General features: G+C 40.9%; 23 protein-coding genes. 11 read left to right on the forward strand and 12 right to left on the reverse strand.

Annotated elements, in window-relative coordinates:
* Positions 1 to 16: 16 nt before the first annotated feature.
* Positions 17 to 337 carry an ATP-dependent Clp protease adapter ClpS gene (clpS, locus tag G3341_RS14345; RefSeq protein WP_163862663.1) on the reverse strand — a complete coding sequence of 107 codons (321 nt, stop codon included), beginning with the start codon at positions 335 to 337 and terminating at the stop codon, positions 17 to 19.
* 384 nt (positions 338 to 721) lie between these two features.
* On the opposite strand from clpS, the gene cspD reads away from it, so the two are divergent.
* Positions 722 to 973 carry a cold shock-like protein CspD gene (gene cspD / locus G3341_RS14350; protein WP_154623175.1) on the forward strand — a complete coding sequence of 84 codons (252 nt, stop codon included), beginning with the start codon at positions 722 to 724 and terminating at the stop codon, positions 971 to 973.
* A 102-nt stretch (positions 974 to 1075) separates the two neighbouring features.
* On the opposite strand, the gene G3341_RS14355 is transcribed toward cspD, so the two are convergent.
* The 7 genes from G3341_RS14355 to G3341_RS14385 form a co-directional block, all read right to left on the reverse strand.
* Complete coding sequence (locus tag G3341_RS14355) at positions 1076 to 2014, reverse strand: DUF1177 domain-containing protein (protein ID WP_154623177.1); 939 nt, start codon at positions 2012 to 2014, stop codon at positions 1076 to 1078.
* Positions 2015 to 2149: 135 nt separating this feature from the next.
* Complete coding sequence (locus G3341_RS14360) at positions 2150 to 2899, reverse strand: IclR family transcriptional regulator (RefSeq protein ID WP_154623178.1); 750 nt, start codon at positions 2897 to 2899, stop codon at positions 2150 to 2152.
* Positions 2896 to 3741, reverse strand: coding sequence for a nitrilase-related carbon-nitrogen hydrolase (locus G3341_RS14365; protein ID WP_163862665.1), 846 nt, complete (start codon positions 3739 to 3741; stop codon positions 2896 to 2898). Before G3341_RS14365 ends, G3341_RS14360 begins: the two co-directional genes overlap by 4 nt.
* An 11-nt stretch (positions 3742 to 3752) precedes the next feature.
* Positions 3753 to 5099: a purine-cytosine permease family protein gene (locus tag G3341_RS14370; protein WP_154623182.1), complete on the reverse strand. Its 1347-nt coding sequence runs from the start codon at positions 5097 to 5099 to the stop codon at positions 3753 to 3755.
* Positions 5100 to 5384: 285 nt separating this feature from the next.
* Positions 5385 to 7328 (reverse strand): macrolide ABC transporter ATP-binding protein/permease MacB, encoded by a 1944-nt coding sequence (gene macB, locus G3341_RS14375; RefSeq protein WP_163862667.1) that lies wholly within the window; start codon positions 7326 to 7328, stop codon positions 5385 to 5387.
* A 1-nt stretch (position 7329) separates the two neighbouring features.
* The gene (gene macA / locus G3341_RS14380) at positions 7330 to 8436 is read right to left on the reverse strand and encodes a macrolide transporter subunit MacA (RefSeq protein WP_154621787.1); all 1107 of its coding nucleotides are present in this window, start codon (positions 8434 to 8436) and stop codon (positions 7330 to 7332) included.
* 81 nt (positions 8437 to 8517) lie between these two features.
* Entirely contained in the window at positions 8518 to 10182 is a 1665-nt protein-coding gene (locus G3341_RS14385) for an ATP-dependent nuclease (protein WP_154621788.1), read from the reverse strand.
* A gap of 456 nt (positions 10183 to 10638) precedes the next feature.
* On the opposite strand from G3341_RS14385, the gene G3341_RS14390 reads away from it, so the two are divergent.
* The 6 genes from G3341_RS14390 (at position 10639) to artM (ending at position 16169) form a co-directional block, all read left to right on the forward strand.
* Positions 10639 to 11538, forward strand: a complete 900-nt coding sequence (locus tag G3341_RS14390; RefSeq protein WP_154635650.1) for a lysine exporter LysO family protein — start codon at positions 10639 to 10641, stop codon at positions 11536 to 11538.
* A 142-nt stretch (positions 11539 to 11680) separates the two neighbouring features.
* Positions 11681 to 13156 carry a DUF2867 domain-containing protein gene (locus tag G3341_RS14395; RefSeq protein WP_163862669.1) on the forward strand — a complete coding sequence of 492 codons (1476 nt, stop codon included), beginning with the start codon at positions 11681 to 11683 and terminating at the stop codon, positions 13154 to 13156.
* Positions 13157 to 13260: 104 nt separating this feature from the next.
* Positions 13261 to 13989, forward strand: a complete 729-nt coding sequence (artP, locus tag G3341_RS14400; protein ID WP_154622379.1) for an arginine ABC transporter ATP-binding protein ArtP — start codon at positions 13261 to 13263, stop codon at positions 13987 to 13989.
* Positions 13990 to 14007: 18 nt separating this feature from the next.
* Complete coding sequence (artJ, locus tag G3341_RS14405) at positions 14008 to 14751, forward strand: arginine ABC transporter substrate-binding protein (protein ID WP_154622378.1); 744 nt, start codon at positions 14008 to 14010, stop codon at positions 14749 to 14751.
* Between the two features lie 12 nt (positions 14752 to 14763).
* Positions 14764 to 15504, forward strand: a complete 741-nt coding sequence (artQ, locus tag G3341_RS14410; protein WP_154622377.1) for an arginine ABC transporter permease ArtQ — start codon at positions 14764 to 14766, stop codon at positions 15502 to 15504.
* Complete coding sequence (artM, locus tag G3341_RS14415) at positions 15501 to 16169, forward strand: arginine ABC transporter permease ArtM (RefSeq protein WP_154622376.1); 669 nt, start codon at positions 15501 to 15503, stop codon at positions 16167 to 16169. The genes artQ and artM overlap by 4 nt, the downstream gene beginning before the upstream one ends.
* A gap of 227 nt (positions 16170 to 16396) precedes the next feature.
* On the opposite strand, the gene rlmC is transcribed toward artM, so the two are convergent.
* From rlmC to G3341_RS14430, 3 genes are all read right to left on the reverse strand, one after another.
* Positions 16397 to 17542 (reverse strand): 23S rRNA (uracil(747)-C(5))-methyltransferase RlmC, encoded by a 1146-nt coding sequence (rlmC, locus tag G3341_RS14420; RefSeq protein ID WP_154622375.1) that lies wholly within the window; start codon positions 17540 to 17542, stop codon positions 16397 to 16399.
* Between the two features lie 11 nt (positions 17543 to 17553).
* A complete protein-coding gene (locus tag G3341_RS14425) occupies positions 17554 to 18051 on the reverse strand; it encodes a YbjN domain-containing protein (RefSeq protein WP_154622374.1) in 498 nt (165 codons plus the stop codon).
* 129 nt (positions 18052 to 18180) lie between these two features.
* Positions 18181 to 18510: a YbjC family protein gene (locus G3341_RS14430; RefSeq protein ID WP_154622373.1), complete on the reverse strand. Its 330-nt coding sequence runs from the start codon at positions 18508 to 18510 to the stop codon at positions 18181 to 18183.
* Between the two features lie 241 nt (positions 18511 to 18751).
* On the opposite strand from G3341_RS14430, the gene G3341_RS14435 reads away from it, so the two are divergent.
* A complete protein-coding gene (locus tag G3341_RS14435; protein ID WP_004918038.1) occupies positions 18752 to 19015 on the forward strand; it encodes a GrxA family glutaredoxin in 264 nt (87 codons plus the stop codon).
* A 243-nt stretch (positions 19016 to 19258) separates the two neighbouring features.
* Here G3341_RS14435 and G3341_RS14440 read toward each other — a convergent pair whose 3' ends face one another.
* Positions 19259 to 19678 (reverse strand): secondary thiamine-phosphate synthase enzyme YjbQ, encoded by a 420-nt coding sequence (locus tag G3341_RS14440; RefSeq protein ID WP_163863635.1) that lies wholly within the window; start codon positions 19676 to 19678, stop codon positions 19259 to 19261.
* Between the two features lie 182 nt (positions 19679 to 19860).
* Here G3341_RS14440 and ybjG point away from each other — a divergent pair, with 182 nt between their 5' ends.
* From ybjG to G3341_RS14455, 3 genes are all read left to right on the forward strand, one after another.
* A complete protein-coding gene (gene ybjG / locus G3341_RS14445; protein ID WP_163862671.1) occupies positions 19861 to 20469 on the forward strand; it encodes an undecaprenyl-diphosphate phosphatase in 609 nt (202 codons plus the stop codon).
* 860 nt (positions 20470 to 21329) lie between these two features.
* Entirely contained in the window at positions 21330 to 22646 is a 1317-nt protein-coding gene (locus G3341_RS14450; RefSeq protein ID WP_154622052.1) for a serine/threonine transporter, read from the forward strand.
* Between the two features lie 131 nt (positions 22647 to 22777).
* A complete protein-coding gene (locus G3341_RS14455) occupies positions 22778 to 24145 on the forward strand; it encodes an L-serine ammonia-lyase (protein ID WP_163862673.1) in 1368 nt (455 codons plus the stop codon).
* Positions 24146 to 24554: the final 409 nt, after the last annotated feature.

Here is a 24554-nt window from a genome sequence, read left to right on the forward strand (position 1 = left end):
ATTGATATTAGCTAGTTCACACTTTTTCTATTGTGCACAACAAAGGGTACTCATGTTCGCGCGCATAGCTGTTAACTTGTGCCGCTTTTGTTTCAGCAACCTCTGCCGTAAAAATACCGCAAACCCCTCTTCCCTGAAAATGAACATCTAACATTATCTGTGTAGCGCGTTCTTCATCAAAAGAAAAGTATTTTTGTAACACTTCAACAACAAAATCCATTGGAGTGTAGTCATCATTATTTAATATAACCTTATACATTGAAGGTGGCTGTAAGACTTGTTCCACTTCATCCTTAATAATGACATCTGTTTTAAATGTACCAAGAAAATCGCTCATTACTTGTCGTGCTCGGAGTTAAGATTCAATTAAGCATAACCTTTATTATCAATGATTTCTATTAATCAAGATAACAATTAAATGTCGTGAGAATCATTTGTTTTATCAATCATTGATTCACTCTAATAACAGTGTAACACGCTATTCAAAGTAACTCATATGACCAATAGTTTGTGACCAACTTCAAAGTTTATAAAGGAAGGAGCGTTAGCCATATCAAATTTTTATCACTTTGCCAAAAATCCGCAAACTGATCGCTTGACGTCCGAAGGCAATTCACTACAGTATGATTTGCAGACAGTCAATATGGGTAATTATACTTAGTCGATGCATAGTGATTATGCATTTATGTCAAACACAACTTGTAAATACGAAGGACGATGTATGGAGACAGGTACAGTTAAATGGTTCAATAACGCCAAAGGCTTTGGTTTCATCTGCCCAGAAAATGGGGGAGAAGATATTTTCGCTCATTACTCCTGCATACAGATGGATGGTTACAGGACATTAAAGGCTGGCCAGAAAGTCAATTTTAGTATTAATACTGGCCCAAAAGGAAACCATGCCAATCTCATCATTCCGATTGAAAATGGTACATTGAATAATACAAGTGCGGAGGCAACGCCTCAAGAATAATTCAGCCTAATAGAGCACAGTTAATTACTTCATGCGTTCAGTAATGATGACATGACAATTTTTGGTAGTTAACTGTGTCTATTTCTAAACAATATGCAGAGATCAGCGCGGGCGGCTGTGTGTTTGCAAAAATGATAGGTCACCGTAAAGTGATTTAAGTAAAGCAAACTGCTCTTCATCATAGAATTGGCAATGCCCGCTACTAAATTCTTTAGCAACTTCAATCATAAACTTCACCGCGGCAGCAATGTCCACTTCATGGCTGGCACCTGTGGAACACCCCGGGACAATCGTTTGTGTGCAAATAGCAACCCCCACCACAGGCGCTGTGGTTGATACCGATGGTTGCATAATACTATTGATGTGGTGTAAGCCATTACCGTAAGGTGTAATATCTTGCACTGCGAGTGGGAAGGTCACCGCATGTTGCCCGCTGCTCCATTCCATTAATCGCAATAAGTCTTCAGCAACCGGTAGGATATAACCTTCTTTAACTGTCGGCGACAATGCATACCCTTTGTGGTTCAGTAAGCGATTTCCCTTGGTTGTATCTACCGATAATATGGCATCAGCTTCAGGAATGGCTTCATGTTGATTCATCGTCTCATCATTAAGAGGGGAATCCATAAAATCAACGGGGCTATGAGGACGGGTCGGTGCTGTTGGGCAGATATGTGTTGTTATAATCACATCACCCTTCAAAATATCACCGCTTTCACGCATATTGGCGAGTTTTAGCGCCGCCGCAATCGCCGCGATCGCACCATCGGCATCAGAGACAACGCCAATACGCGATGGCCTCGCGCCAATTCCGCCCAAACGACCTATAATGCCAAGTGTCGGTGTGTTTTTACCTTGTAATTTCCCCTGACTTCCTGGAATGACTATACGAACAAAATCACTTTGCCCTTTTTCGTCTTGCACTGTTTTTGAGGATACCTCAACGCCAGTGAAATGCTTAAATAAGGCAACAATATCATCCCCACTAACAACGGCACTATCGATTAACTCGTAAGCGCACAGGGTCTGTTTTAAACTCATATTTTACCCTTGGTATTTTTACAACTTCAGGTCAATTCTGTTGTTATTTCGCAAATTATTGAGAATAACAACAGATAATTGACCCTATTTCCTGGTGAAGGCGTATTCACGCACTATAAAATTTAATTGTTATGTTTATGGTTTAATACTACGTTTTAACCAATAAGAATCGCCTACCATGCTGCCAATATAGGATGCTTTATGACATATTTGTGTGGCTAGCTGGTCTAATAATTCAGGCGTAATCTGTGATGCAGGTAAACTCAAGCACAATGCATAGAGGGTACCTTGCGCTGGGTCATAAACAGTACTCGATACAGAAGCCACTCCTGGAACCGATTCATTAATCGAATATGCCCAACCCCGTTCTTCAATCATATTCAGTTCTTGACGTAACTGATCTTGTTTCTCTTGTGGTTCTTGGCAAATAATCACCTCGCGCTCGCTTAACGAGTTACGAGACAGCAAGGCTTTTCCTGTCGAAGTCCCCGCTATCGGTAACTTAGTTCCCGGTCGAGTGATGACTTGCAACATACTATTACCAATTCGGGCATGCACGACCCGAACCTTATCTTTATCTCTTAAAGAGACATAAGTGGTATAACCCGTTTCTTTCGTCAGCTCATCCAGCGATTCAAGCACCATATCAATAACAGGGTTCATCCCTCTAGCATGATGAGCTAATTCCATAATGATCAAACCCGGACGATAAATAGGCGCATCATTTTTCTTTTCGAGTAAGCCATACTCCGCCATCTGTTTTAATAAACGCGATGCAGAGCTTTTTGGCATTCCCAATTCATTAACTAACGTTGTCACTGTAAGCTCATCGCCTGAGCGAAGAAACAAACGGTATACATCGACAACACTTGAGAGAATACTCATAACTCACCTGTAAACGGAGAATTTTGCACCAATGCCTGATAGCTTTGTGGTTTTCGATCTCTTAAATAAGGAATATTCAGGCGAGTATGTGCCTGAACAAGAAAGTTTACTTCTCCCATGAGCAATGCCTCGCTATCACAGCGAGCCTCATTAAGAAGTTGTCCTCTAGGACCTAAAATTTTACTTCCACCAAACAAATGTAAATCACCTTCATGACCCCAACGATTCACTGCTAGCACGTGAGTCCCATTTTCAAGAGCACGACAAGCGGTATTAATATCCCACATGTCTCTGTCTTGGATGCACCATGCAGAAGGTGCGATCAATAATTCTGCACCATTTAAAGTCAGAATTCGTGCCACCTCGGGGAAGCCCATGTCATAACAAATCATGATGCCTATTTTGCCGATTGGCGTCTCAAAGACGGGATAGTCACTGCCACAGCTGAACCACTGTTTTTCGATGCCAAATGCATGAACTTTGCGAAAAACACCGCTGATATCTTCACACCCTGGGTTCCAGACACCGACAGAGTTATATACCTCGCCTAAATAATGACCTCTTTCGGCAAAACCACTCACAATAGTGAGATCCAAACGGGTAGCCAGTGAACTGAATAATTGATAGGTTTCACTGCCTGTACTATCGCTAAGATCCCATAATCGCGTAGAGAGCAAATCGCCTCGATAACCTGTTGTTGCCAATTCAGGGAAGCAGATCAGCTTAGCGCCTTGTTCAGCGGCTTGATGACAAAAATCCGTCATACGCTGTAAATTTTGGGTCTTATCACCAAGCGTAGAATTAAATTGTGCAAGCGCAACTTTAACGATGTGATTACTCATCGCTCTCATCCTTAATCTGAGTGACTTACTTTACGGAATTGAACCGTATCAACACCTCTAATGCGAGCTTGCCAACGCATTCCAATCCAATATAGAAGAGCACTTGCAAGCAGTGAATTCAGTGCAGGTACACCAAAGTCGGCATTAAAAGGACCTAATTCAGAACTTAGCCAACCGACGATCACAGCAATGATCCAAACAATTAGCGTAATAGGGTTAAACGCCTCACAAGTCAGTGGGAGTTCCCCTTTCGCTCTTGTTGTCTCTAATTCTTTACGATCACGTTTTAATAAGTAGTAATCAATGACCATGATGCCAGCAACAGGCGGAATCGCTATTCCTAAATAAATCAGAAAACCAATAAAGTTATCTAAAATACCTAGCATTGAAGCAATAGTGCCAAAAATACCAATGACCCATGTGAGATAACGACGATCAAAACGTTTATTAAAAATAGCGTTCAATAAAGTCGAAAAACCTAAAGATGATGAATATAGGTTAATATCGTTCATTTTGATGGTTGAGAAGATAACAATTGATGCGCCAACTAGCCCAGTTAGTGTCATCATCAAATCGAATACCTGAGACGTATGTAATGCCAGCGCCATCAATACGGCGATCATATTAACTAACAACTCACCAAAAAAAGTCCCGATAAGAGTCATCCAAAAAACCTCTTTTGGGCTTTTCATGAAACGACTAATATCGGGCGTTGTGACAGCGGAAATAATAAACCCACCAGCAACCATAGTAATGGCCGCGGGTAAAGTCATAAGAGGCCCTGCTGGTTCAGCACTACTGATAAGGACACTAATATCCTGCCCTGAAAGCAGATTATAAGTTGCCCAGACTAACGCGAGTAAAAATAGCGGCGTTGAAATATTGGCGGTAATAGATAAAAAGCGATACCCATATACCGTAATAATCGTCACCGCAATACCTGTAATAAGCGACCAAGTCCCTGGTGTTAGCACATTCGTCGCTTTATACATACCATCCGCAAAGAAACCGTTTTGTACGCCGAACCACCCCATCAGTGAAATCGCAATAGCGCCACCAATCAGAGCAGATCCTAACTTACCAAACCCAGACCACCGTGACAGTAGACTGATTGACATTCCTTCGCGGCACGCAGCTGCACCTAATGCCCAGCTAACGACTTGTAAAATAACTGAACCTAGCATGGTGGCCCAAAACGCTTGCCAAAAAGTCAGTCCATAACCGAGAGCGGCCCCTAACATCACCTGTGAAACACAGGCCAGTGAACCAATACGGATTATTAGGACTTCATAAAATGGCCGACGGGCACTGAGAGGTACCCTAGCCAGAGAATAATCTTCACCCATTTTATTCGCCATTTTAGTATTCCTGCTGTGAGAATCTTTGCTGTTAAATTTTTTTTGGCTTATTATCCGGTTCCATTTTATGGAACTGGGTTTCATTTATTCCACGAGATGAATGATATCCGCCTTCGCTACCAAATCGCAAGTAAAATTTATCTTTTAAGATATATTTTTAGGTGTCGAAATATTACTAAAGACGGAAAACAAAACCTTTAGAAGGGAAATTAATATAAAAATAAGGATGTTGAAGCACCTCTTTAATGATTAGAGGTGCTTCACAAATTTGAAAAAAGAGGGAAATTATTCTCTGGCTAACGCATCAATAGGGTTTAATCTAGCGGCACTTCTTGCAGGTAAGAACCCAAAAATAATACCGATCGCAGTCGAACACACAAATGCACTAATCAACGCGATTGGCTGAAAAACAAACTCCCAGCCAGGTAATGCCATTTGAGCAAGTAGGCTGATACCATAAGAAAGGGCTATGCCCATTCCTCCCCCCATCAAACAGACGAGCACTGCCTCAATTAAAAATTGTTGCATCACATCACTCGTTCGTGCTCCTACAGCCATACGAATACCAATTTCTCGTGTGCGCTCTGTTACAGACACCAACATGATATTCATTACCCCAATCCCGCCAACAACCAGTGAAATAACAGCCACTAAGGTGAGAAATAGCTGCATCGTACGCGTGGTTTTTTCGGCGGTTTTCACTAGCGTGTCGATATTATAGGTAAAAATATCTTTTTTACCGTGTCGCAGTGTTAACAAACGAGTGATTTGTTGCTCTGCTACTTTGGCATCAATACCCTCTTTAACCCTAACAACAATACTATCCAAATAAGGTCGGTTTACGATTTTGCTATTGACGGTGGTATCAGGCAACCAAATCGATAATGAATTATCTGAACCAAAAATTGATTTTTGTTCCGCTAATACCCCAATCACCGTTGCTGGCATATTACCAATCAAAATAGTTTCACCAACCACTTGTTTCTGATTAGGGAAAAAACGTCGTTTCGTATTAGCATCAATCACGACCACTTGAGCTCTACGTCTCACCATATCTTCAGTAAAGTTCATCCCCTCAGAAAATTTTTCGGCATAAACTTGAAAATAATCACGCCCAACGCCTAATAATCGTGCTGAAGCATCTAAATTACCTCGGCGTAATCGAGTTGATTGAGATAACTCACCAGATACCGCTTGAACATAGGGCTGCTTCGCAATGGCATCAACATCGGCTGGTTTTAACGATTGCCGGTCTTGTGCATTATCGCTACCAAAATCCTCGCCTGGATACACTGAGATGGTATTCGTACCAATTGATTTAATATCATTAAGTACCATTCCCTGTGCAGCATCCCCTATCACCATGATAGAGACGACTGACGCAATACCAATAATAATGCCCAGCATCGTCAATAAGGTACGCATTTTATTCACGACCATGGCACGCCATGCCATTAACAGTGCTTCACTGAATCGGCCGTACATTTGTGACAAGGACATTTTTCTCGGGGCGGATTTTTTTAATCGCGGTGGTGCTGACGTTGTCACTGTTCCGGAATCACGAATGATTTCACCGTCTTTAATTTCAATGATGCGTTCAGCCTGCTGGGCCACTTTTGGATCATGAGTAACAATGATTACGGTGTGACCTTGTGCGCGCAGGTCTTTGAGGATTTTCATGACCTCTTCACCTGAATGGCTATCAAGAGCACCTGTAGGTTCGTCAGCAAGGATCACTTGACCGCCATTTATTAATGCTCGTGCAATACTGACTCGCTGTTGTTGCCCACCAGACAGCTGATTAGGCCGATATTCTGCGCGTTCTTTAAGCCCTAATTTGGCCAGTAATTCAATCGCTCTTTGACGTCGCTGTGTTTTGCCCACCCCCGCATAAACGGCTGGAACCTCAACATTTTGCTCCGCCGTTAAATGGCTTAACAAATGATAACGTTGAAAAATAAAACCAAAGTGCTCTCGACGCAATTCCGCTAACTGATTATTATCAAGCTGTGAAATTGTTTGTTGAGCAACGAAATACTCGCCTGAACTCGGCTTATCCAAACATCCAATGATATTCATTAATGTTGATTTACCTGAGCCTGAAGCGCCAATAATGGCAACCATCTCCCCTGCTTCAATCTTTAGTGAGACGTCTTTCAGTACGGTAATTTCGGTTTCACCAGCGGGATAACGTCGAGTTATCCCTTTCAGTTCTAATAAGGCCGACATATTAATCCACCGTGCTGCGACTAGTGATAACCTGTTCGCCTTCTTTTAAGCCATCAATGACTTCAACATAAATATCATTGCGGCTACCAATTTTTATCTGGCGCTTCTCGGCATTTTCACCATTAAGGATCTCAACGTCATACACCTGCGGTGAAACTTCTGTGCCTAATGCCGACAAAGGTAAAAGCAGGACATCTTTATGTGATTCGAGATCAATTTGCACCTGTGCCGTCATTTGCAATTTCAGTAAATGCTGAGGATTAGGCACCTCAAAACGCGCGTAGTAAAAGATTGCATCATTAATTTTTTCAGGCGTCGGTAAAATATCTTTCAATACCCCTGAAAAGCGTTTATCGGGAGCACCTAATACGGTAAATGAGGCCGCTTGACCAGGCTTAAGATAAATCACATCAGCTTCTGATACTTCAGTCTTTACTAGCATGGTATCGAGATCAGCTAACGTTAAAATGGTAGGAGCCTCTTGCGCCGCTATCACCGTTTGACCTTGTAATGTTTTAATAAAGGTCACAATGCCATCCATTGGCGCGGTAATCTGCGTGTATTTAAGATTCGTTTTAGCGGTATCTAAAGTGGCTTGATTACGCTTAATCTGTGATTGATACGTTGCTACCTGTGCCTTTTTCACTTCAACATCTGTTTGCGCTTTATCTAAATCTTGTTTAGAAACCGCTTGAAGTTTGGATAGACTCAATTGGCGTTGGTAAGTCACCTCTGCTAAACGTAATTCCGCTTTTGCTAAGGCTAAATTAGATTCTAACTCATGAATCGTTTCTTGAGATTCGGTAACATCGTTTTGTGCTTTTTGGGGATCGATAACAGCAAGTAAATCGCCTTTTTTGACGTTATCGCCCTCTTTCACATACAAGGTTTGTAGTTGCCCGCTAACCTGCGCCCCAACATCAACTTTTCTGACCGCGTCCAGTTTCCCTGTTGCTTGAACTTGCTTATTTAAATCACCTCGCGTCACAGAAACTGTTTGAAAGACTTCTTTTTGTTCTCCCCCAAAAAATAACAATGCGATAACCATCAAAATCAAAATTACTGATAAAGAAATCAGCCACTTTTTTTTACGTGAATTTGCTCTCATTCAATCCATACCTATAACAATAAAGAGAGGGCTACGCCCCCTCAAAAATTCACTCTCTTCAAAACCTGCTTATGATGTTACTTAGTAAGCTTTCCCCCTCGCTAGCCACGCGACTCGTGAAAACATGCTTTTGAGTTGTGATGGTATTGAGTCGGGCCCTAATTCTGCCGCGCGGTTAACAATGGCTATCGCAAGGTCAGGTTTTGAGGCTTTTGAAATCGCTTTAATAATCACTCGTCGCGTGGACACTTTTGCGTTATCAGGGATCCCCGATATTTCGTGGTAAAGATGTCCAAAGCCTTCACGATACAAGAAATGCTCCATATCGGGTGCGGGTAACCGTGTTAATCGGTCGCGCTCTGTATCATGCATTTTTTCAGCAAAACTAATCGCCGTTGCCGCATATTTTTTGCCTGCTTCGTCACCATCAACCAATGTATGCCATTCTATACCCATTCCATTGGCAAACTTTAACAAAGGCTTAAGACCACTTTGTGCAAATTCAATCACCTTGATCCCTTCGGTTTCAAAGTAATAATTACATTGTCTGGCTAACTCATTCATCAACCAAATTTCAGTTTCTCCTTCCACCAGTAACCAACAGCGAGCAAACATTGCAGAAGGCCGGTTAAAACGGATATGAAAGGAGATTTTACGAATTTCTTCTGCGGATAACTCATTCTCTCGTAAACGGTAAGCAGAGACTTTGCCGGAATCCCGTACTAAACGGCAAATATTTTCAATGGGAACCTGTGATAAAAGCTCCCCTGAGTTTGTTGTCGTAAGACGTTGTAGCGAAAAAAGATTTAACAGCCCCCAAGCAATCGACAACATAATCGGGTGTAATCGTGTCTCAGGGTCTTCGACAATGACGAGAGGCCGAGCATACTTATCCAGTTGCATATTGCCTTTTGATTGTAGCAGAGAAGAAAACATTCCTAATATAATCAACCGGATATTACGTTGATTGGGTTTAGCAATAATGCGGCTGATATTATCTAAGGCCTGCCAACCACGTTTGCGGGGCTCAATTTTAATCGTTTCATTCTTTTCTTGAAACATGAATGCGCTTTGCCCAGCAAAATAATGGCTGAGTAATTGCTGCATTGCATCAACGCCTTCAACTAACTCTTCATCGCTCAGCCTTTGTGGGTTATTGATCAAGGCTCGCGTCAGTTCTTCCATACGTACATTAAAAATATCACGAACTTCTTTTTCACCTGACACAATGGTCTCGGTGTTTAATGAGGGGAGAAAACGGGCGTCACGTAAACGGATAACAGGGTATAAACGAATAATTTCTTTAATATACTTACCGACATTATCCAAAGATAACTTGTTTCCTCCCGCATTAAGGAAACTACGATCAACACTAATGCTTCCATCGTCATTTAATACTGCACTAACACGATAAAAAATATGTTTTAAATCATCACCATTATCGACCCAAACAGAACTAAGATGACGAAAACGAAATGAACGATGGCGTCCGGGCCGATTTTCACAAAATTTAAGCACTATCTGTAATGAACGAAACCGCGAAGTGTCATCGCCCGTTGGATGATAAAAGTCGTGCTTATTAAACTGATAATGTTCCTGTTCTGGTGAAAGTAAGAGAGTCAATGCATCTAAAAGACTCGACTTTCCCCACGAGTTTTCACCTACTAAAACCGTATTTTTATTCAAAGCTAATGAGAGCCGGTTAATCCCTCTAAAACCGTATATTTCCACACGTTCCAGATACATACACCCTCTCCTTGCTATTCACTATTTTTAGAGCTTACCTTATTAACCGATAGACTGACTATAAGAGTGCTCAAAAATTAAATATATTTACATCAATATATACTCTAAATAATTCGACACGTAGTAAAACAGTAGATAAATGGATTGGAAAAGCATGTAGAGCCAAATCGCTAACAAAAATGCAGGTAGTCAACCATTCAATACACTTGTAGTATACCGAGTATAGCGAACCATATTGAGCATCTATTTTTAGTGTTATAAAATAGTTAAACTTTATTTTTTAGTCTTTTTATCCTATTTTTTATCGATAGCTAGAGAAAAAGACGTTGCTGTAATAGTTGTTGTAATAAAAGTATTTGGCCTGCTGTTATAAAAACAGGATACAGGCAAAATCATTTTAAAATATAATAATGATTATATAACTCCTTGTTAATGGGATAAATTTAAGGATGCAAAATGTATTCAGGACTACTCATTATTTTACTACCGTTAACACTAGGTTATCTTATCCCTATAAAAAATAAAAAGATCTTAGATATTACCCATCGTGCATTAAATTCAATGGTATATATCATTTTATTTTTAATGGGGGTTACACTCGCCTTACTTGAAAACTTAAGTGTTCACCTCTTTTCCATTTTAATCTACGCACTAACATTTTTTGGTTGTATCTTTTCGCTCAACCTGATTTCACTCTTGCTATTAGATAAGCTTGATCCTTGGAAAATTCCAAAGCATAAACAAGAAAAACCGCCTTCACGTATCAAGATGGTTTTCGAATCACTCCAGCTATGTGGTGTTTTGTTAATCGGTTTCTTGGTCGGCTTAACCGGCTTTGATTTTCTTCACTATGCCGATAAAGGTAGCCAAATAGCTTTAATGGCCCTATTACTCTTAGTTGGCTTGCAACTACGTAACAGTGGCATGAGTATTAAACAGATATTAGTTAACCGTCGTGGTACAACGATTGCCTTTGTAATGGCCGTCAGTGCACTCGCAGGTGGTGCTATTGCTGCAATATTATTGGGTCTACCGGTCAAAATGGGACTGGCATTAGCCTCAGGTTTTGGCTGGTATTCCTTAACGGGTATCGTATTAACCGATGCTTACGGCCCTGTTATGGGAAGTGCCGCGTTCTTTAATGACCTTGCTCGTGAACTTGCCGCAATTATGCTAATTCCTCTAATGATTAATCGCTACCGTTCTACGGCTTTAGGGATATGTGGCTCCACGTCAATGGATTTTACACTTCCCGTTCTCCAGCGTAGTGGAGGGGTTTCTATTGTTCCCGCAGCGATTGTTCATGGCTTCGTGCTGAGTCTCGTTACCCCTATCTTAATGGCCTTCTTTACCTAACCCCCTTTTTCTTTATATCCACCTGCTTATTCATGACTAAGTGAATAAGCAGGTATCCTAAAATGACGATATTTAACAGCGCTTTACATAAGTAGAATTTCAGTCACAATAGCGTTAGATGAGTGCGAAATAGGAAACCAACATGAGTGAAAAACAACGTATTTTAGTCTTGGGAGCGAGTGGCTATATCGGGCAGAATTTAATCCCTGAATTAATTAAACAAGGCCATCAAGTGACAGCAGCAGCAAGACGTGTAGATTGGATGCTCTCCCAAGGTTGGCAAGACACGCAATGCATCTATGTTGATTTACAAGATCCTGAAACACTCAATGATATTATGCAGGAAATCGATATTGTCTATTTCCTCGTTCATAGCATGGCGGATCAAGCCAATCTCATTGAACGTGAACGCACTGCGGCACGTCATGTTCAGCAAGCGCTTGATGAATCTAATGTAAAACATGTCATTTATCTTAGTTCATTACAGCATGGTCATAGTTATTCACAGCATTTAATCTCTCGCCGTTTAACCGGAGAGATCCTGCGCGAAAGCAAAGTGCCTGTCACCGAAATTCGCTCGGCTATCATTGTTGGCTCGGGTTCCGCCGCCTTTGAAATCATGCGTGATATGGTTTACAACTTAGCCATTTTGACTCCGCCACGTTGGGTTCGCTCAAAATCATCACCAATCGCATTGAGTAATATCCTTTATTATTTAACTGAATTCGCAAAACTGCCTGTCACGGAAGATCATATCTATGATGCCGGTGGCCCAGAATATATGAGCTACCAAGAATTATTTAAACGCTTTATCAAAATCAGCGGCAAACGTCGGTTACTGATCCCTATTCCCATTCCAATCAGTATGATTTCGGTACATTTCATTAGTCTAATCACTTCAGTACCACCTTCCATTGCGAAAGAGTTGATCCAAGGCCTACAACATGATCTGCCAGCAGATGATAAAGCGCTACGCCAATTGATACCACAAACGTTAGTTTCATTTGATGATGCTGTCAGAATGACTTTGTCTCAAGAAGCCGATGCGATCGATAATGCAGATTGGGGATACGATCCTGAAGTTAAAAAACGTTGGCGCCCAGGTTATGGTTTTTATCCTAAACAAGCAGGTTTTACCCTCGGTACCTCCGCCAGCACAGAATCTTTATGGCACGTCGTACAACAAATTGGGGGGAAAGATGGCTACTTTTATGCCAATGCCCTTTGGAAGACCCGTGCGATTATGGATGACATGATGCTAAACAAGGTGAAATATGGTCGGCCTGATCGCGAAGAACTTCAGCTAGGTGATGAGATCGATGGCTGGAGAGTGATTAATATCGAACCAGAAAAACAGCTTAGTTTATTATTTGGTATGAAAGCCCCAGGTTTAGGCCGTCTCACCTTTACGATTCATGATACCGGAAGTCGCCGTTCAATTGATGTACGTGCTTGGTGGCATCCTGCTGGCTTCAGTGGATTACTGTATTGGTTCGCCATGATGCCAGCACATTTATTTATTTTTAAAGGAATGGCAAAACGCATCAGTGAGCTGGCTTTTGAACGCGATAAACAGCGTGCTCATAAACCACAAACAGAGCAATTATCTTCAAAATAATCATTGATTGAAGATAAAAACCAAATTTTTATGCATACAATATTGCATAAATATGCTTACAGGATTAATATCTGTGTCAATTAAACAAGGTATTATTGGTAAGCATGAGCATTCAATTAAAAAATATAAACTGTTTTTACGGCTCTCATCAGGCACTTTTTGATATTAACTTAGAGTGCCCAGCCGGAGAAACCATGGTGTTACTCGGTCCTAGCGGCGCTGGTAAAAGCTCTTTATTACGCGTGTTAAATCTGCTCGAGATGCCACGTTCAGGTTTGCTTAACATTGCAGGTCAGCAATTTGACTTTGCATCTACACCCGATGCCAAGGCGATCCGTGCATTGCGCCAAAATGTAGGTATGGTATTTCAACAATACAACTTGTGGCCACATTTGACCGTTTTAGATAACCTTATTGAAGCACCATGCCGAGTTTTAAAGCTGTCACGTCAAGAAGCAAAAGCCAAAGCGGAGAAATTGCTAGAGCGTTTACGCCTAACACAATTCGCAACACGTTTTCCGTTACATTTATCGGGTGGTCAACAACAACGTGTTGCCATTGCCCGTGCACTGATGATGGAACCCCAAGTGCTGCTATTTGATGAACCTACTGCGGCACTTGATCCTGAAATTACGGCACAAGTTGTCGATATTATTCGGGAATTGTCAGCAACAGGAATTACACAGGTTATCGTTACTCATGAAGTAGAGATCGCCCGTAAAGCCGCTAGCCGTGTGGTGTATATGGAAAACGGCCATATTGTTGAACAAGGGGATGCTAGCCACTTCACTGCTCCTCAAACTCAAGCATTTGCAAACTATCTGTCACATTAATAGATATAGGATTAAGCAATGAAAAAAATGATATTAGCTGCACTACTTGGCGCTGTAACCTTATCTGCAACTGCGGCGGAAAAAGAGACTATCCGTTTTGCAACAGAAGCAACATACGCACCATTTGAAATGTTCGATAAAAATAACCAAATCGTTGGCTTTGATGTTGATTTGGCAAATGCTATGTGTGAAAAAATGAATGCGACATGCACATTTACTCACCAATCCTTCGATAGCTTGATCCCAAGTCTAAAATTCCGTCGTTTTGAAGCATTAATGGCAGGAATAGATATTACGCCAGATCGTCAAAAACAAGTTGATTTCACGGATACTTACTATCCTAACTCAGCCGAATTTATCGCCATTAAAGAGAAGGTTTCTTCGGTCGATCAACTGCAAGGTAAAAAAATTGGTGTACAAAACGGAACAACTCACCAAAAATACATCATGGAACAACATAAAGGTATGACAACTGTGCCTTATGATAACTATCAATCTGCCATTCTTGACCTACAAAATGGCCGTATTGATGCCGTGTTTGGCGATACTGCGGTTGCCGACGAATGGCTAAAAGCTAAAGGTAACGAAAACTTAGCACCTGTTGGTGAAAAAGTCACAGACCCACAATACTTCGGCATTGGTCTCGGTATTGCAGTACGTAAAGGTAATAAAGAGTTATTAGATAAAATGAATAAGGCACTCGCAGAAGTCAAAGCAGATGGTACTTATGACGTTATCTATAAAAAATGGTTTGAACAATAATCGATACTGTTAATGAATAATTTTCTTTTTCTAACAAGTGCCGCCGGTCTGACCGTCGGCCTTGCTGTTTCTGCCCTTATATTGGGTTTGATTCTCGCCATGCTATTCACAGCTTGGGAATCCGTTCGATTTAAACCAATCGCATTTTTAGGAACCTGTTGGGTAACGTTAATTCGAGGCTTACCAGAACTGCTGGTTGTCCTGTTTGTTTACTTCGGGACACTGCAACTGATAAACCTATTAGGCGATGGTATTGATATCAACCTTGGTTTCTGGCAAACCACCTTACAAATTGATCCAAGCATTTTCTTTGCGGAAAGTGGTGAGTTCGACTTTACGCCTTTTGCTTGCGGTGTGGTTGCACTGGCTCTACTGTATGCATCCTATGCATCACAGACGCTACGAGGAGCCTTAAAAGCCGTACCTTATGGGCAATGGGAAGCTGGTTTAGCCCTCGGATTAACTAAACGAACTATTTTCTTTCGCTTTATCATGCCTCAAATGTGGCGTCATGCGCTGCCCGGATTAGGGAACCAGTGGTTAGTTTTACTCAAAGATACCGCTTTAGTTTCTTTAATCAGTGTTAATGATTTAATGTTGCAGACTAAAACCATCGTTAACCGTACCCATGAACCGTTTACATGGTATGCGATTGTTGGCTTAATCTACTTAGCGATCACCTTATTGAGCCAAGTCATCCTAAAACGAATCGAGTTGCGTACAACCCGTTTTGAGCGAGGTGAATCGCAATGATCGATTTAATTCTTAATATTCTTCCTGGCTTACCGACCAGTTTATCATTGACGTTCAGTGCATTGTTTATCGCTTTTGTCTTGGCGGTAGTCTTTACATTGATTCTATCGTTGAAAACACCGGTGATTTCCCAAGCGGTGAAGGTTTACATCACGCTATTTACGGGAACCCCATTATTAGTGCAGTTCTTTTTAATTTATAATGGCCCTAGCCAATTTAAATCATTACAGAACTACCCTGTTTTATGGGATTTTATTTCGACACCATGGGTCTGTGCTGTAATTGCGTTGGCATTAAATAGTGCAGCTTACTCAACATTACTTTTCCACGGTGCGGTAAAAGCGATTCCTTCAGGACAGTGGCAATCTTGCCAAGCATTAGGTATGTCTAAAGCACAAACTATGCGCATTATTCTGCCTTATGCTTTCAAACGCTCTCTATCTTCTTATTCAAATGAAGTCGTGTTGATCTTCAAGAGTACATCATTAGCCAGTACCATCACGATGATGGATATTATGGGCTACAGTAGCCAAGTGTTTGGGCAAAGTTGGGATGTTATGGCGTTTGTCGCTGCTGGTATTATTTATCTTGTTGTTAATGCCATCTTAACCATTATTATGCGATTGATTGAGCGCCAAGCACTCGCGTTTGAACAACGAAGTTAAGCTTTCATGATGGCATATTGCCATATGCCATCATGAAATTAGCGCCATCATATCCAATTCTACGAATTTACGTCGCAGCCACTCAACAGATGGCTGCAACTGTATCGTTCCTGTCTACCAGATACCTATCAAGTCAAAGCGCCATCACTCGCCATTATGCTCGGCGTAGCTTGCATTTCTCGAGGAGCAGTCAGTCACTTGCTAACATGCAAGTGACTGTGAATAAATCAATGCTTGTGTTCTGTGGAGACCTTGGCAAGCAAGGTTAGCACTTCATAATGCGATGTGTGAGGAAACATATCAAACAGCTGAACTTTGCGAACGTCGTAGCCGACCAATTGCTCTATATCTTTTGCCATTGTTTGCGCATTACAGCTCGAATATAAAATATAGTCTGGCTGCATTCTTGAAAGATAATCACACAGCGCTTTACCAATCCCACGCCTTGGTGGGTTGACTAAAACAAGTTGAGGAACACCTTCTTTAGCTGTCGCAAACTGAGTGGAATCTAACGCTTGGAATTCAACCCGCTGTAAACCTAGTTCTTGGGCTGACTGCTTTGCACAAGCGATAGCAGGTGCACTAATTTCAATGCCCGTTAATTTAGTTTGTTTATCAGCACAATGTAAACCAAAGCCGCCAACTCCACAGAAAAGATCCCATAAGCTATCAATCTTAAGTTCCCTTACCCATTCACGCGCTGTTTGATATAGCTGCGCAGCAACAACAGGGTTAGTTTGAAAAAAACTGTGAGGGCGTATAAACAAAGGAACTTGGTTAAACTCTTCCCGTAGAACCTGTTGCTCAGTAAGATAGATTTCTTGCTCACCCTCTAAAATCGCCATATGAATAGGCTGTAAATTGACGGTGATAACGGCTAATTGTGGGAGTTGCTGCTTTAGCCAAGGTAATGCCTTTTTTAATTGCTCAACTTTTTTTTCTGAACGCAATACAAAGCGCAACATAAATTGCCCTGTATGCTGGCTCTGAGTTAACAAGATATATTTTAATTCCCCTCGTTTGCGTTCAATGTTATATGGCGTTAAGCCTGCACGCGCAATAAAAGGCTTAAGCACGTCAAACACAGGTTCGAAACCTTCAGTATAGAGAGGGCAATGAGTTAAGCTAACCGCCTGTCCTTGCGGGTTGATGATGCCAAATACAGGCTTTTCAACACTACCGCTAATGACCATTTTTGCTTTATTACGAAATCTGACCGAGGCGCTCGCAACGGGAGGCTGAAATACTGCTGGTGAAAGCGTAGGTAGCAGGGAAAACAAATTGTCTTGTTTTAGTCTAAGTTGTTGCTCAGCCGGTAATTCAAGCCACTGGCAGGAACGACATTCACCTGCCTCATATTTTTCACAATACATAATATAAAAATTTAGTGAAGGATCACGGAAGGATTATCATCAACATCAAGTTCAATGGTTTCTTCATCAAACTCATCTTGATTAGCATAAAGTAGATTATTACTATAAATTTCAAACACAATTGATGATATTTGCTCTTCGGCTTGCTGTAAAAAATGACAAAACTGACGATAAGTCATCCCAGCTTCAAGAGAAAATGATTGGCTAACAATTAACTTAGGTAGGTTTTCGTTATTAATTTCTAAAAAGACTTTCGCCGTCAGCGAACTCGCATTAATTTGGCTAATATTTGCCACCAAAGTCACTATTGCGGTCGGTTTCAGCTCAGCTAAAGCAGAAAGAACCAGTACATTATTAATAATGTCCAGTTTAGCATCAAAGATACCTTCTATATTTTGCATATGAGGCAAATGCAACGCCGCGCATGAATCACACTCGAAATAGGACGTTTTGAGTTGATCGAGCCATTCACGCAATTGTGAGATGTCTGGGTAACAAATAGAATCCATGGGTAACAACCTTCTTCAACTCAAATAATAACAAATCGCCTGACTCTAACTAAACCAAACCGAACGTTTATGGTTAGAAAAGTGGATAATTTTCACACATCAACCGTGAAAACGCCAGTAAAACCATGCTCACTCATCCTTTTTCTCTTTTTCATCATCGTTATTTCGATTTTTTCTACTTCCCGGCCTTGCCGTTTTTTGACTATCAATCCCAAGAAAGCTTAATCGATGAATCGCACGCCAAACGATGTTAATCGTTGCAGGTATCAAGCAACCAATTCCAACCATCACTATCGCCACCATTGCATTTTTTTGCATCAATGGTTCAGGTAATGTCAAGTAACCATTCATGGCAAGTAATACAACAATGAGTAGCAGAATACCGATAGCTTCTAAAATTAAAATGGGTTTAGGTAGATCAGATAGTGAACGCATTTCACGTTGTGGTTTTTTATTCATCGTATACCCTTTGGTCAATTTTTATCAATAACCTACTCAAATTAGCAGATAGCTATGTCATGTCAGTGGCTGGCGCACATTAACCATCCTGTACTTTAAAATATGACCAACAGCTACTCACCGTATTATATGACAGACCTATACTAACAAAAGGAAAAATCATCTTTTATTTCTTTGCTGTTATAGGCATAGTATTGAGCATTGTGGATAAAAAAACAGAATTAGTCATATAGGAGATACTATGTATACTGTGATTTTTGGTCGTCCAGGCTGCCCATACTGCGTGCGTGCGAAAGAGTTAGCGGAAAAACTGAAAAATGATCGTGATGATTTCGACTATCGCTATGTCGATATTCAAGCAGAAGGCCTCACCAAAGAAGATCTTTCAAAAACAGTAGGTAAAGAAGTTCTGACCGTGCCACAAATTTTTATCGATGAAAAACACATCGGTGGCTGCACAGATTTTGAAGCTTATGCGAAAGAGCATCTAGACCTTTATAAATAAGCATTCACTTTCAAGCGGTTCACGCCTTCCTTTGAGCCGCTTTCTTATCCAATTTGTGCTATTCCAGCCAGAAATTCAAAAATAAAGCAAATTTTTTTTCTTACATGCGAACTTTCTTATTGAGAAGGAGTCTTAATTTATGCCACTGCTTTTCTTTGATGTCCCCATATTGAGGAGCCCGATAGCCAACTTTACGTCTTACTGCTATCGGGTTTTTTGTTGCCCATTTTCAAGCGATCCCTCTTATTCCCCTTGTAATGTCAGAACGAGCCTACGCTGACCGCCATAATTTCGATGTTCACATAGATAAATCCCTTGCCATGTTCCCATGTTTAATTGCCCCTTGCTCACAGGAATGGTCAAACTCGCCCCTAGAATGCTCCCTTTAAGATGAGCAGGCATATCATCACTTCCTTCATAATTGTGCTGATAGTAAGGTTCATCTTCAGGAACCATACGATTAAAAAAACGCTCAAAGTCCTTTCTTACCGTATAATCCGCATTTTCATTTATCGTCAATGAGGCTGAGGTATGTTGAATGAACACATTCAGTAACCCAATCCGAATCTGTTTTAGCTCTGGTAGCTGCTGTAAAATTTCCTCAGTAACAAGATGAAATCCCCTTTCTTTTGCCATTAGCTTTATTTCTTTTTGAACCCACATCACCTGTCCTTTCCCCCATTTCATGTTTTTCATTGATAACCATTGAGCAAATCATCAACAAAACGTCAATTTATCGACTAATTTCACCAATATTAAGATAAAGGTACTTTACCTGTCATGTAAGAGACTTTACTCTCTCGCTTTATTGTCTTTAATATCACCATTTTCAGAGGTATACACTCGTGCTGGAACAACTTAATCTGGATCTTTTTAATCTCATTAATGCGGCCCCAGCGTCTGCAAGTGATACTATCGCATTTGCAACCGTTATCGCTAAACGCTTAATTCTCCTTTTCCCCTTATTCACCGCAGCATGTTGGTTTTGGGGAGCACAACAAGACATGACTCGTCAAAGAGCCTTTGTGTGTAAAACTGCATATGCATTAGTGATTGGCTTAGCAATTTCATGGTTGATTGGTTTAGTCGCGCCTCACGACCGACCTTTTGTGATGGGTATTGGTACTAACTTCCTTGAACACGAACCGACTTCCTCGTTCCCTAGTAACCACGGAACGATTGTCTTTACCTTTGTATTTGCATTTTTATTCTGGCTAAGAACTTGGGTTGGCGTATTAATGCTTGTTCCCGCCATTGCTATTGCATGGTCACGCATCTATCTCGGGGTTCACTGGCCGTTAGACATGGTTGGCGCATTTATCTTAGGCCTAATCTCATGCGGATTAACTCAGATTTTTTGGTGCCTTATTGGCCATAAAATTCAAGCTCCTCTCACTCGCCTCTACCACATGATATTTGCGTCTCTGATCCGTAAAGGCTGGTTGCAAGCCTAATAATCTTATTAATCGGTACTGGCGTTATTTCCGCCAGTACCTAAGCTATTTAAATATTGCGTTGTATCAATATTTAGTTTTATTTTTTTATCCTTCAAATGAATAAAATAACGCTTTCCTCACAAAAAATAACAACAATTACTTAACAAATATTTCGTTACGTTTTTTAATTATTTTTTGCATCGAAAAATAAGTATTAACCTCTTCCTCTTATCACCTTATCGTTCATTAATGTATTTAGAATTAAAAAACTAAAAAAACAATAATTATTCACTAAGTGAATCACTTAACCACCAATAAAAATACCAATAAAAATCAATTATTTATATAACTCATCGCTTGAGTATAATATTTTTCACATTAACATTTTTTTCTTAAATTAATTTATTTCACTGTTATTTTTTTATATTAATTTAATTTATTAATATAATAATAAATTGCAGACTAAATATAAAAAGGCATATAACGCCATTATCTTGGTTATTTTTCATTGTCACAAATAGCATTATATCCGTTAATCTTAAGGCAAATTTTTTAACATTTTTATAAAAATCGAAAAAAAGCATCATTAAAGACATTTTTCTCTTTTGAGAGTATGATCACGGTGATTTCTACTAATAATATGTACATTTGCACCATCAAAAACGGTTTATCAAATTTACATATAAAATTAACAAAACTGATTGAAAATAAATTTACTATCAGTTTTATATTTATTTCCAATCAGATTGTTACGTTGAAACAAAAACTGCACATTATATTTGGCGATATTTTGTTCGTACCAAAAGATTAAAACATCAGCGATGACTTATTGTCCTCGCTCAGATGCCTATTTTTTGACTTTTATTTCGGAGACTATTATGGATACAACTCGAGTTGGTTCCATCGATAAAACAGCCTCGCAAACAGTGGATGCCGCGGCTTGGCGTAAAACTGACACAGTATGGATGCTGGGATTATATGGTACAGCAATCGGTGCTGGTGTTCTGTTTTTACCCATTAACGCGGGGATGAGTGGATTAATTCCTGTTCTGTTGATGTTGGTATTAGCCTTCCCAATGACCTTTTTTGCTCACCGTGGCTTAACACGCTTTGTTCTTTCTGGTTCAAAACCAGAAGGGGATATCACGGAAGTCGTGGAAGAGCATTTTGGACGAACTGCCGGTAACTGGATCACCTTGCTGTATTTCTTCGCCATCTACCCTATTTTGCTGGTGTATGGGGTTTCAATTACCAATAACGTCAACAAATTCCTTACTGAACTCATGGGATTCGCCGCGCCACCACGTTGGTTACTTGCGCTGATCTTAGTGGGTGGGATTATGGCAATTGTTTCATTCGGTGAAAAATATATTGTTAAAGTGATGAGCATGCTGGTATTCCCATTCATTGCGGTCCTGCTCGCGTTCTCTTTATATATGATCCCTCATTGGAATGGCGCAGTACTGGATACATTAACAATGGAAGGTATTGCCGAAGCAGCAAAACACAGCGGTGGACAAAGCATGTGGGTGACCATCTGGTTGACAATCCCTGTCATGGTATTTGCCTTCAACCATTCACCGATTATTTCTGCCTTCTCTGTAGCGAAACGCGAAGAGTACGGTGCGCAAGCAGAGAAAAAGTGTTCACGCATCCTAGCCTCTGCCCATATCTTGATGGTCTTTACCGTAATGTTCTTTGTGTTTAGCTGTGTGTTTACCCTTTCATCAGCTGACCTAGCGCAAGCAAAAGCTCAGAACATTAGTATCCTTGATTACCTTTCAGGCTACTTTGATCAACCTTTCATCAAGTTTGCTGCCGCTATCATCGCGTTTGTTGCTATAATTAAGTCATTCCTCGGTCACTATTTAGGTGCACGAGAAGGTTTTAATGGCCTAGTTGAGCGCGCATACCGTGCAAAAGGCAAAACAATTGATATCCGTAAGCTCAATCGTGGTACCGCTATTTTCATGTTGGTCACAACTTGGTTAGTCGCAACACTGAACCCTGGCGTATTGGATATCATTGAGAGTTTAGGTGGCCCAGTGATTGCGATCCTCCTGTTCTTAATGCCGGTATATGCGATTAGCAAAGTTCCTGCAATGCATAAGTACGCGGGTAAGTTTAGCAATGTGTTTGTCGTCGTGATGGGTCTGATTGCTATCTCCGCGGCAACTTATAAACTGTTCTTCTAAGCATACCTTTGAGGGAGGCGTGATCCACTCCGGCGGACATACCTCCCCTTCTCAATACAATAAGATGCCGGAATACACGGCATCACATGCCTAAAATATTAAGACTTTATTTTATATAGGAAGCGCTGAATATGATTAGCGTATTTGATATCTTCAAAATTGGTATCGGTCCATCTAGTTCCCACACCGTCGGCCCGATGAAAGCAGGTAAACAATTTGTCGAGGATTTGATTCAGCAAAATCGACTGACCTCAACAACACGAATTGTTGTTGACGTCTATGGTTCTTTATCACTAACGGGTAAAGGACATGCGACTGATATTGCTATTATCATGGGCCTCGCGGGTAATTTACCTGATACTGTTGATATTGACTCTATTCCCAATTTTATCCGTCACGTAGAACAAAGCGGCAAACTTCTGTTAGCCCAAGGCCAACATGAAGTGGATTTTCCTGTTGAAGGTGGCATGAATTTCCATTCAACCAATCTACCTTTGCATGAGAATGGCATGACCATTACGGCATTTAATGCAGATGATGTTGTTTACAAAAAAACCTATTACTCGATTGGCGGTGGATTTATTGTCGACGAAGAGCACTTTGGTCAATCGGATGAACAATCAGTACAAGTTCCATATCCTTATCAATATGCCGCTGACTTACAAAAACATTGTAAAGAAACCGGCTTATCCCTCTCTGCATTAGTGATGCAGAATGAGCTTGCCTTGCACAGCAAAGAAGAAATTCATGAATACCTATCTGCCGTTTGGGATGTCATGAAAGCCAGTATTGAACGTGGTGTCACTACAGAAGGGTTATTACCGGGGCCACTGCGTGTTCCTCGCCGTGCAGCCGCTTTACGCCGTCAATTAGTCACTAGCGACAATACCAATATCGACCCTATGGCCGTTATTGATTGGATCAATATGTTTGCTTTAGCTGTAAACGAAGAAAATGCCGCTGGCGGCCGTGTGGTCACCGCACCAACGAATGGTGCATGCGGTATTATTCCTGCCGTGTTAGCTTACTACGATAAATTTATTCGCCCTGTTAACGAAAACTCTTACACCCGCTATTTCTTAGTATCTGGTGTGATTGGGTCATTATATAAAATGAATGCCTCTATCTCAGGTGCAGAAGTTGGATGTCAAGGTGAAGTCGGCGTAGCTTGTTCAATGGCTGCGGCAGGACTGGCTGAACTCATGGGTGGAAGCCCTGAACAAGTTTGTGTCGCTGCTGAAATTGCAATGGAGCATAATTTAGGGCTAACTTGTGACCCCGTTGGCGGCCAAGTACAAGTACCTTGCATTGAACGTAATGCGATTGCTGCGGTGAAAGCAGTGAACGCGGCACGTATGGCATTACGCCGCGTCAGTGACCCACGGGTATGTTTAGACAAGGTTATCGAAACCATGTATGAAACAGGTAAAGATATCAATGCTAAATATCGTGAAACCTCACAGGGCGGCTTAGCCATCAAACTAGCACATTGTGAATAATCCATAAAATACAAGTAACCATCTCTACGGAGGTGGTTACTGCTATTTTAAATCAGCAAATTAATGCGTAGAAAATATAATAGCGTCAGAAACTACGCTTTCCTTTTTATCTGGTAGCCCCCTGTATTTTCCATCAAACGTCATTTAGGCAATCCACACACGTGATTTCCTTCCCCCAATATCTTCGATTGTTATGCCAATGACCACGCGCCATTTAAAACCTAAGATATTGATAAATTGAAACTTACCGAGCTACCGTGATTGAGGCATTTGATTTGCTGACGTTAAAACGGGAAGAGGTCTCTCCCTTCCCGTTTAGATTGGCGGGCTGCTAAACCATAAGGTTTGCTTTTATTTATGTCGTTAACTTCGTTTTCTATCAAGACCATGGTAGAAAACGTTTATTAAC

This window comes from Providencia vermicola, from assembly GCF_010748935.1.
In the GTDB taxonomy this organism is placed as follows: Bacteria; Pseudomonadota; Gammaproteobacteria; order Enterobacterales; family Enterobacteriaceae; genus Providencia; species Providencia zhejiangensis.

Coding starts and splice junctions, on each gene's coding strand:
- clpS (WP_163862663.1), bottom strand. CDS start 337: ATGAGCGATTTTCTTGGTACATTTAAAACAGATGTCATTATTAAGGAT.
- cspD (WP_154623175.1), top strand. CDS start 722: ATGGAGACAGGTACAGTTAAATGGTTCAATAACGCCAAAGGCTTTGGT.
- G3341_RS14355 (WP_154623177.1), bottom strand. CDS start 2,014: ATGAGTTTAAAACAGACCCTGTGCGCTTACGAGTTAATCGATAGTGCC.
- G3341_RS14360 (WP_154623178.1), bottom strand. CDS start 2,899: ATGAGTATTCTCTCAAGTGTTGTCGATGTATACCGTTTGTTTCTTCGC.
- G3341_RS14365 (WP_163862665.1), bottom strand. CDS start 3,741: ATGAGTAATCACATCGTTAAAGTTGCGCTTGCACAATTTAATTCTACG.
- G3341_RS14370 (WP_154623182.1), bottom strand. CDS start 5,099: ATGGCGAATAAAATGGGTGAAGATTATTCTCTGGCTAGGGTACCTCTC.
- macB (WP_163862667.1), bottom strand. CDS start 7,328: ATGTCGGCCTTATTAGAACTGAAAGGGATAACTCGACGTTATCCCGCT.
- macA (WP_154621787.1), bottom strand. CDS start 8,436: ATGAGAGCAAATTCACGTAAAAAAAAGTGGCTGATTTCTTTATCAGTA.
- G3341_RS14385 (WP_154621788.1), bottom strand. CDS start 10,182: ATGTATCTGGAACGTGTGGAAATATACGGTTTTAGAGGGATTAACCGG.
- G3341_RS14390 (WP_154635650.1), top strand. CDS start 10,639: ATGTATTCAGGACTACTCATTATTTTACTACCGTTAACACTAGGTTAT.
- G3341_RS14395 (WP_163862669.1), top strand. CDS start 11,681: ATGAGTGAAAAACAACGTATTTTAGTCTTGGGAGCGAGTGGCTATATC.
- artP (WP_154622379.1), top strand. CDS start 13,261: ATGAGCATTCAATTAAAAAATATAAACTGTTTTTACGGCTCTCATCAG.
- artJ (WP_154622378.1), top strand. CDS start 14,008: ATGAAAAAAATGATATTAGCTGCACTACTTGGCGCTGTAACCTTATCT.
- artQ (WP_154622377.1), top strand. CDS start 14,764: ATGAATAATTTTCTTTTTCTAACAAGTGCCGCCGGTCTGACCGTCGGC.
- artM (WP_154622376.1), top strand. CDS start 15,501: ATGATCGATTTAATTCTTAATATTCTTCCTGGCTTACCGACCAGTTTA.
- rlmC (WP_154622375.1), bottom strand. CDS start 17,542: ATGTATTGTGAAAAATATGAGGCAGGTGAATGTCGTTCCTGCCAGTGG.
- G3341_RS14425 (WP_154622374.1), bottom strand. CDS start 18,051: ATGGATTCTATTTGTTACCCAGACATCTCACAATTGCGTGAATGGCTC.
- G3341_RS14430 (WP_154622373.1), bottom strand. CDS start 18,510: ATGAATAAAAAACCACAACGTGAAATGCGTTCACTATCTGATCTACCT.
- G3341_RS14435 (WP_004918038.1), top strand. CDS start 18,752: ATGTATACTGTGATTTTTGGTCGTCCAGGCTGCCCATACTGCGTGCGT.
- G3341_RS14440 (WP_163863635.1), bottom strand. CDS start 19,678: ATGTGGGTTCAAAAAGAAATAAAGCTAATGGCAAAAGAAAGGGGATTT.
- G3341_RS14450 (WP_154622052.1), top strand. CDS start 21,330: ATGGATACAACTCGAGTTGGTTCCATCGATAAAACAGCCTCGCAAACA.
- G3341_RS14455 (WP_163862673.1), top strand. CDS start 22,778: ATGATTAGCGTATTTGATATCTTCAAAATTGGTATCGGTCCATCTAGT.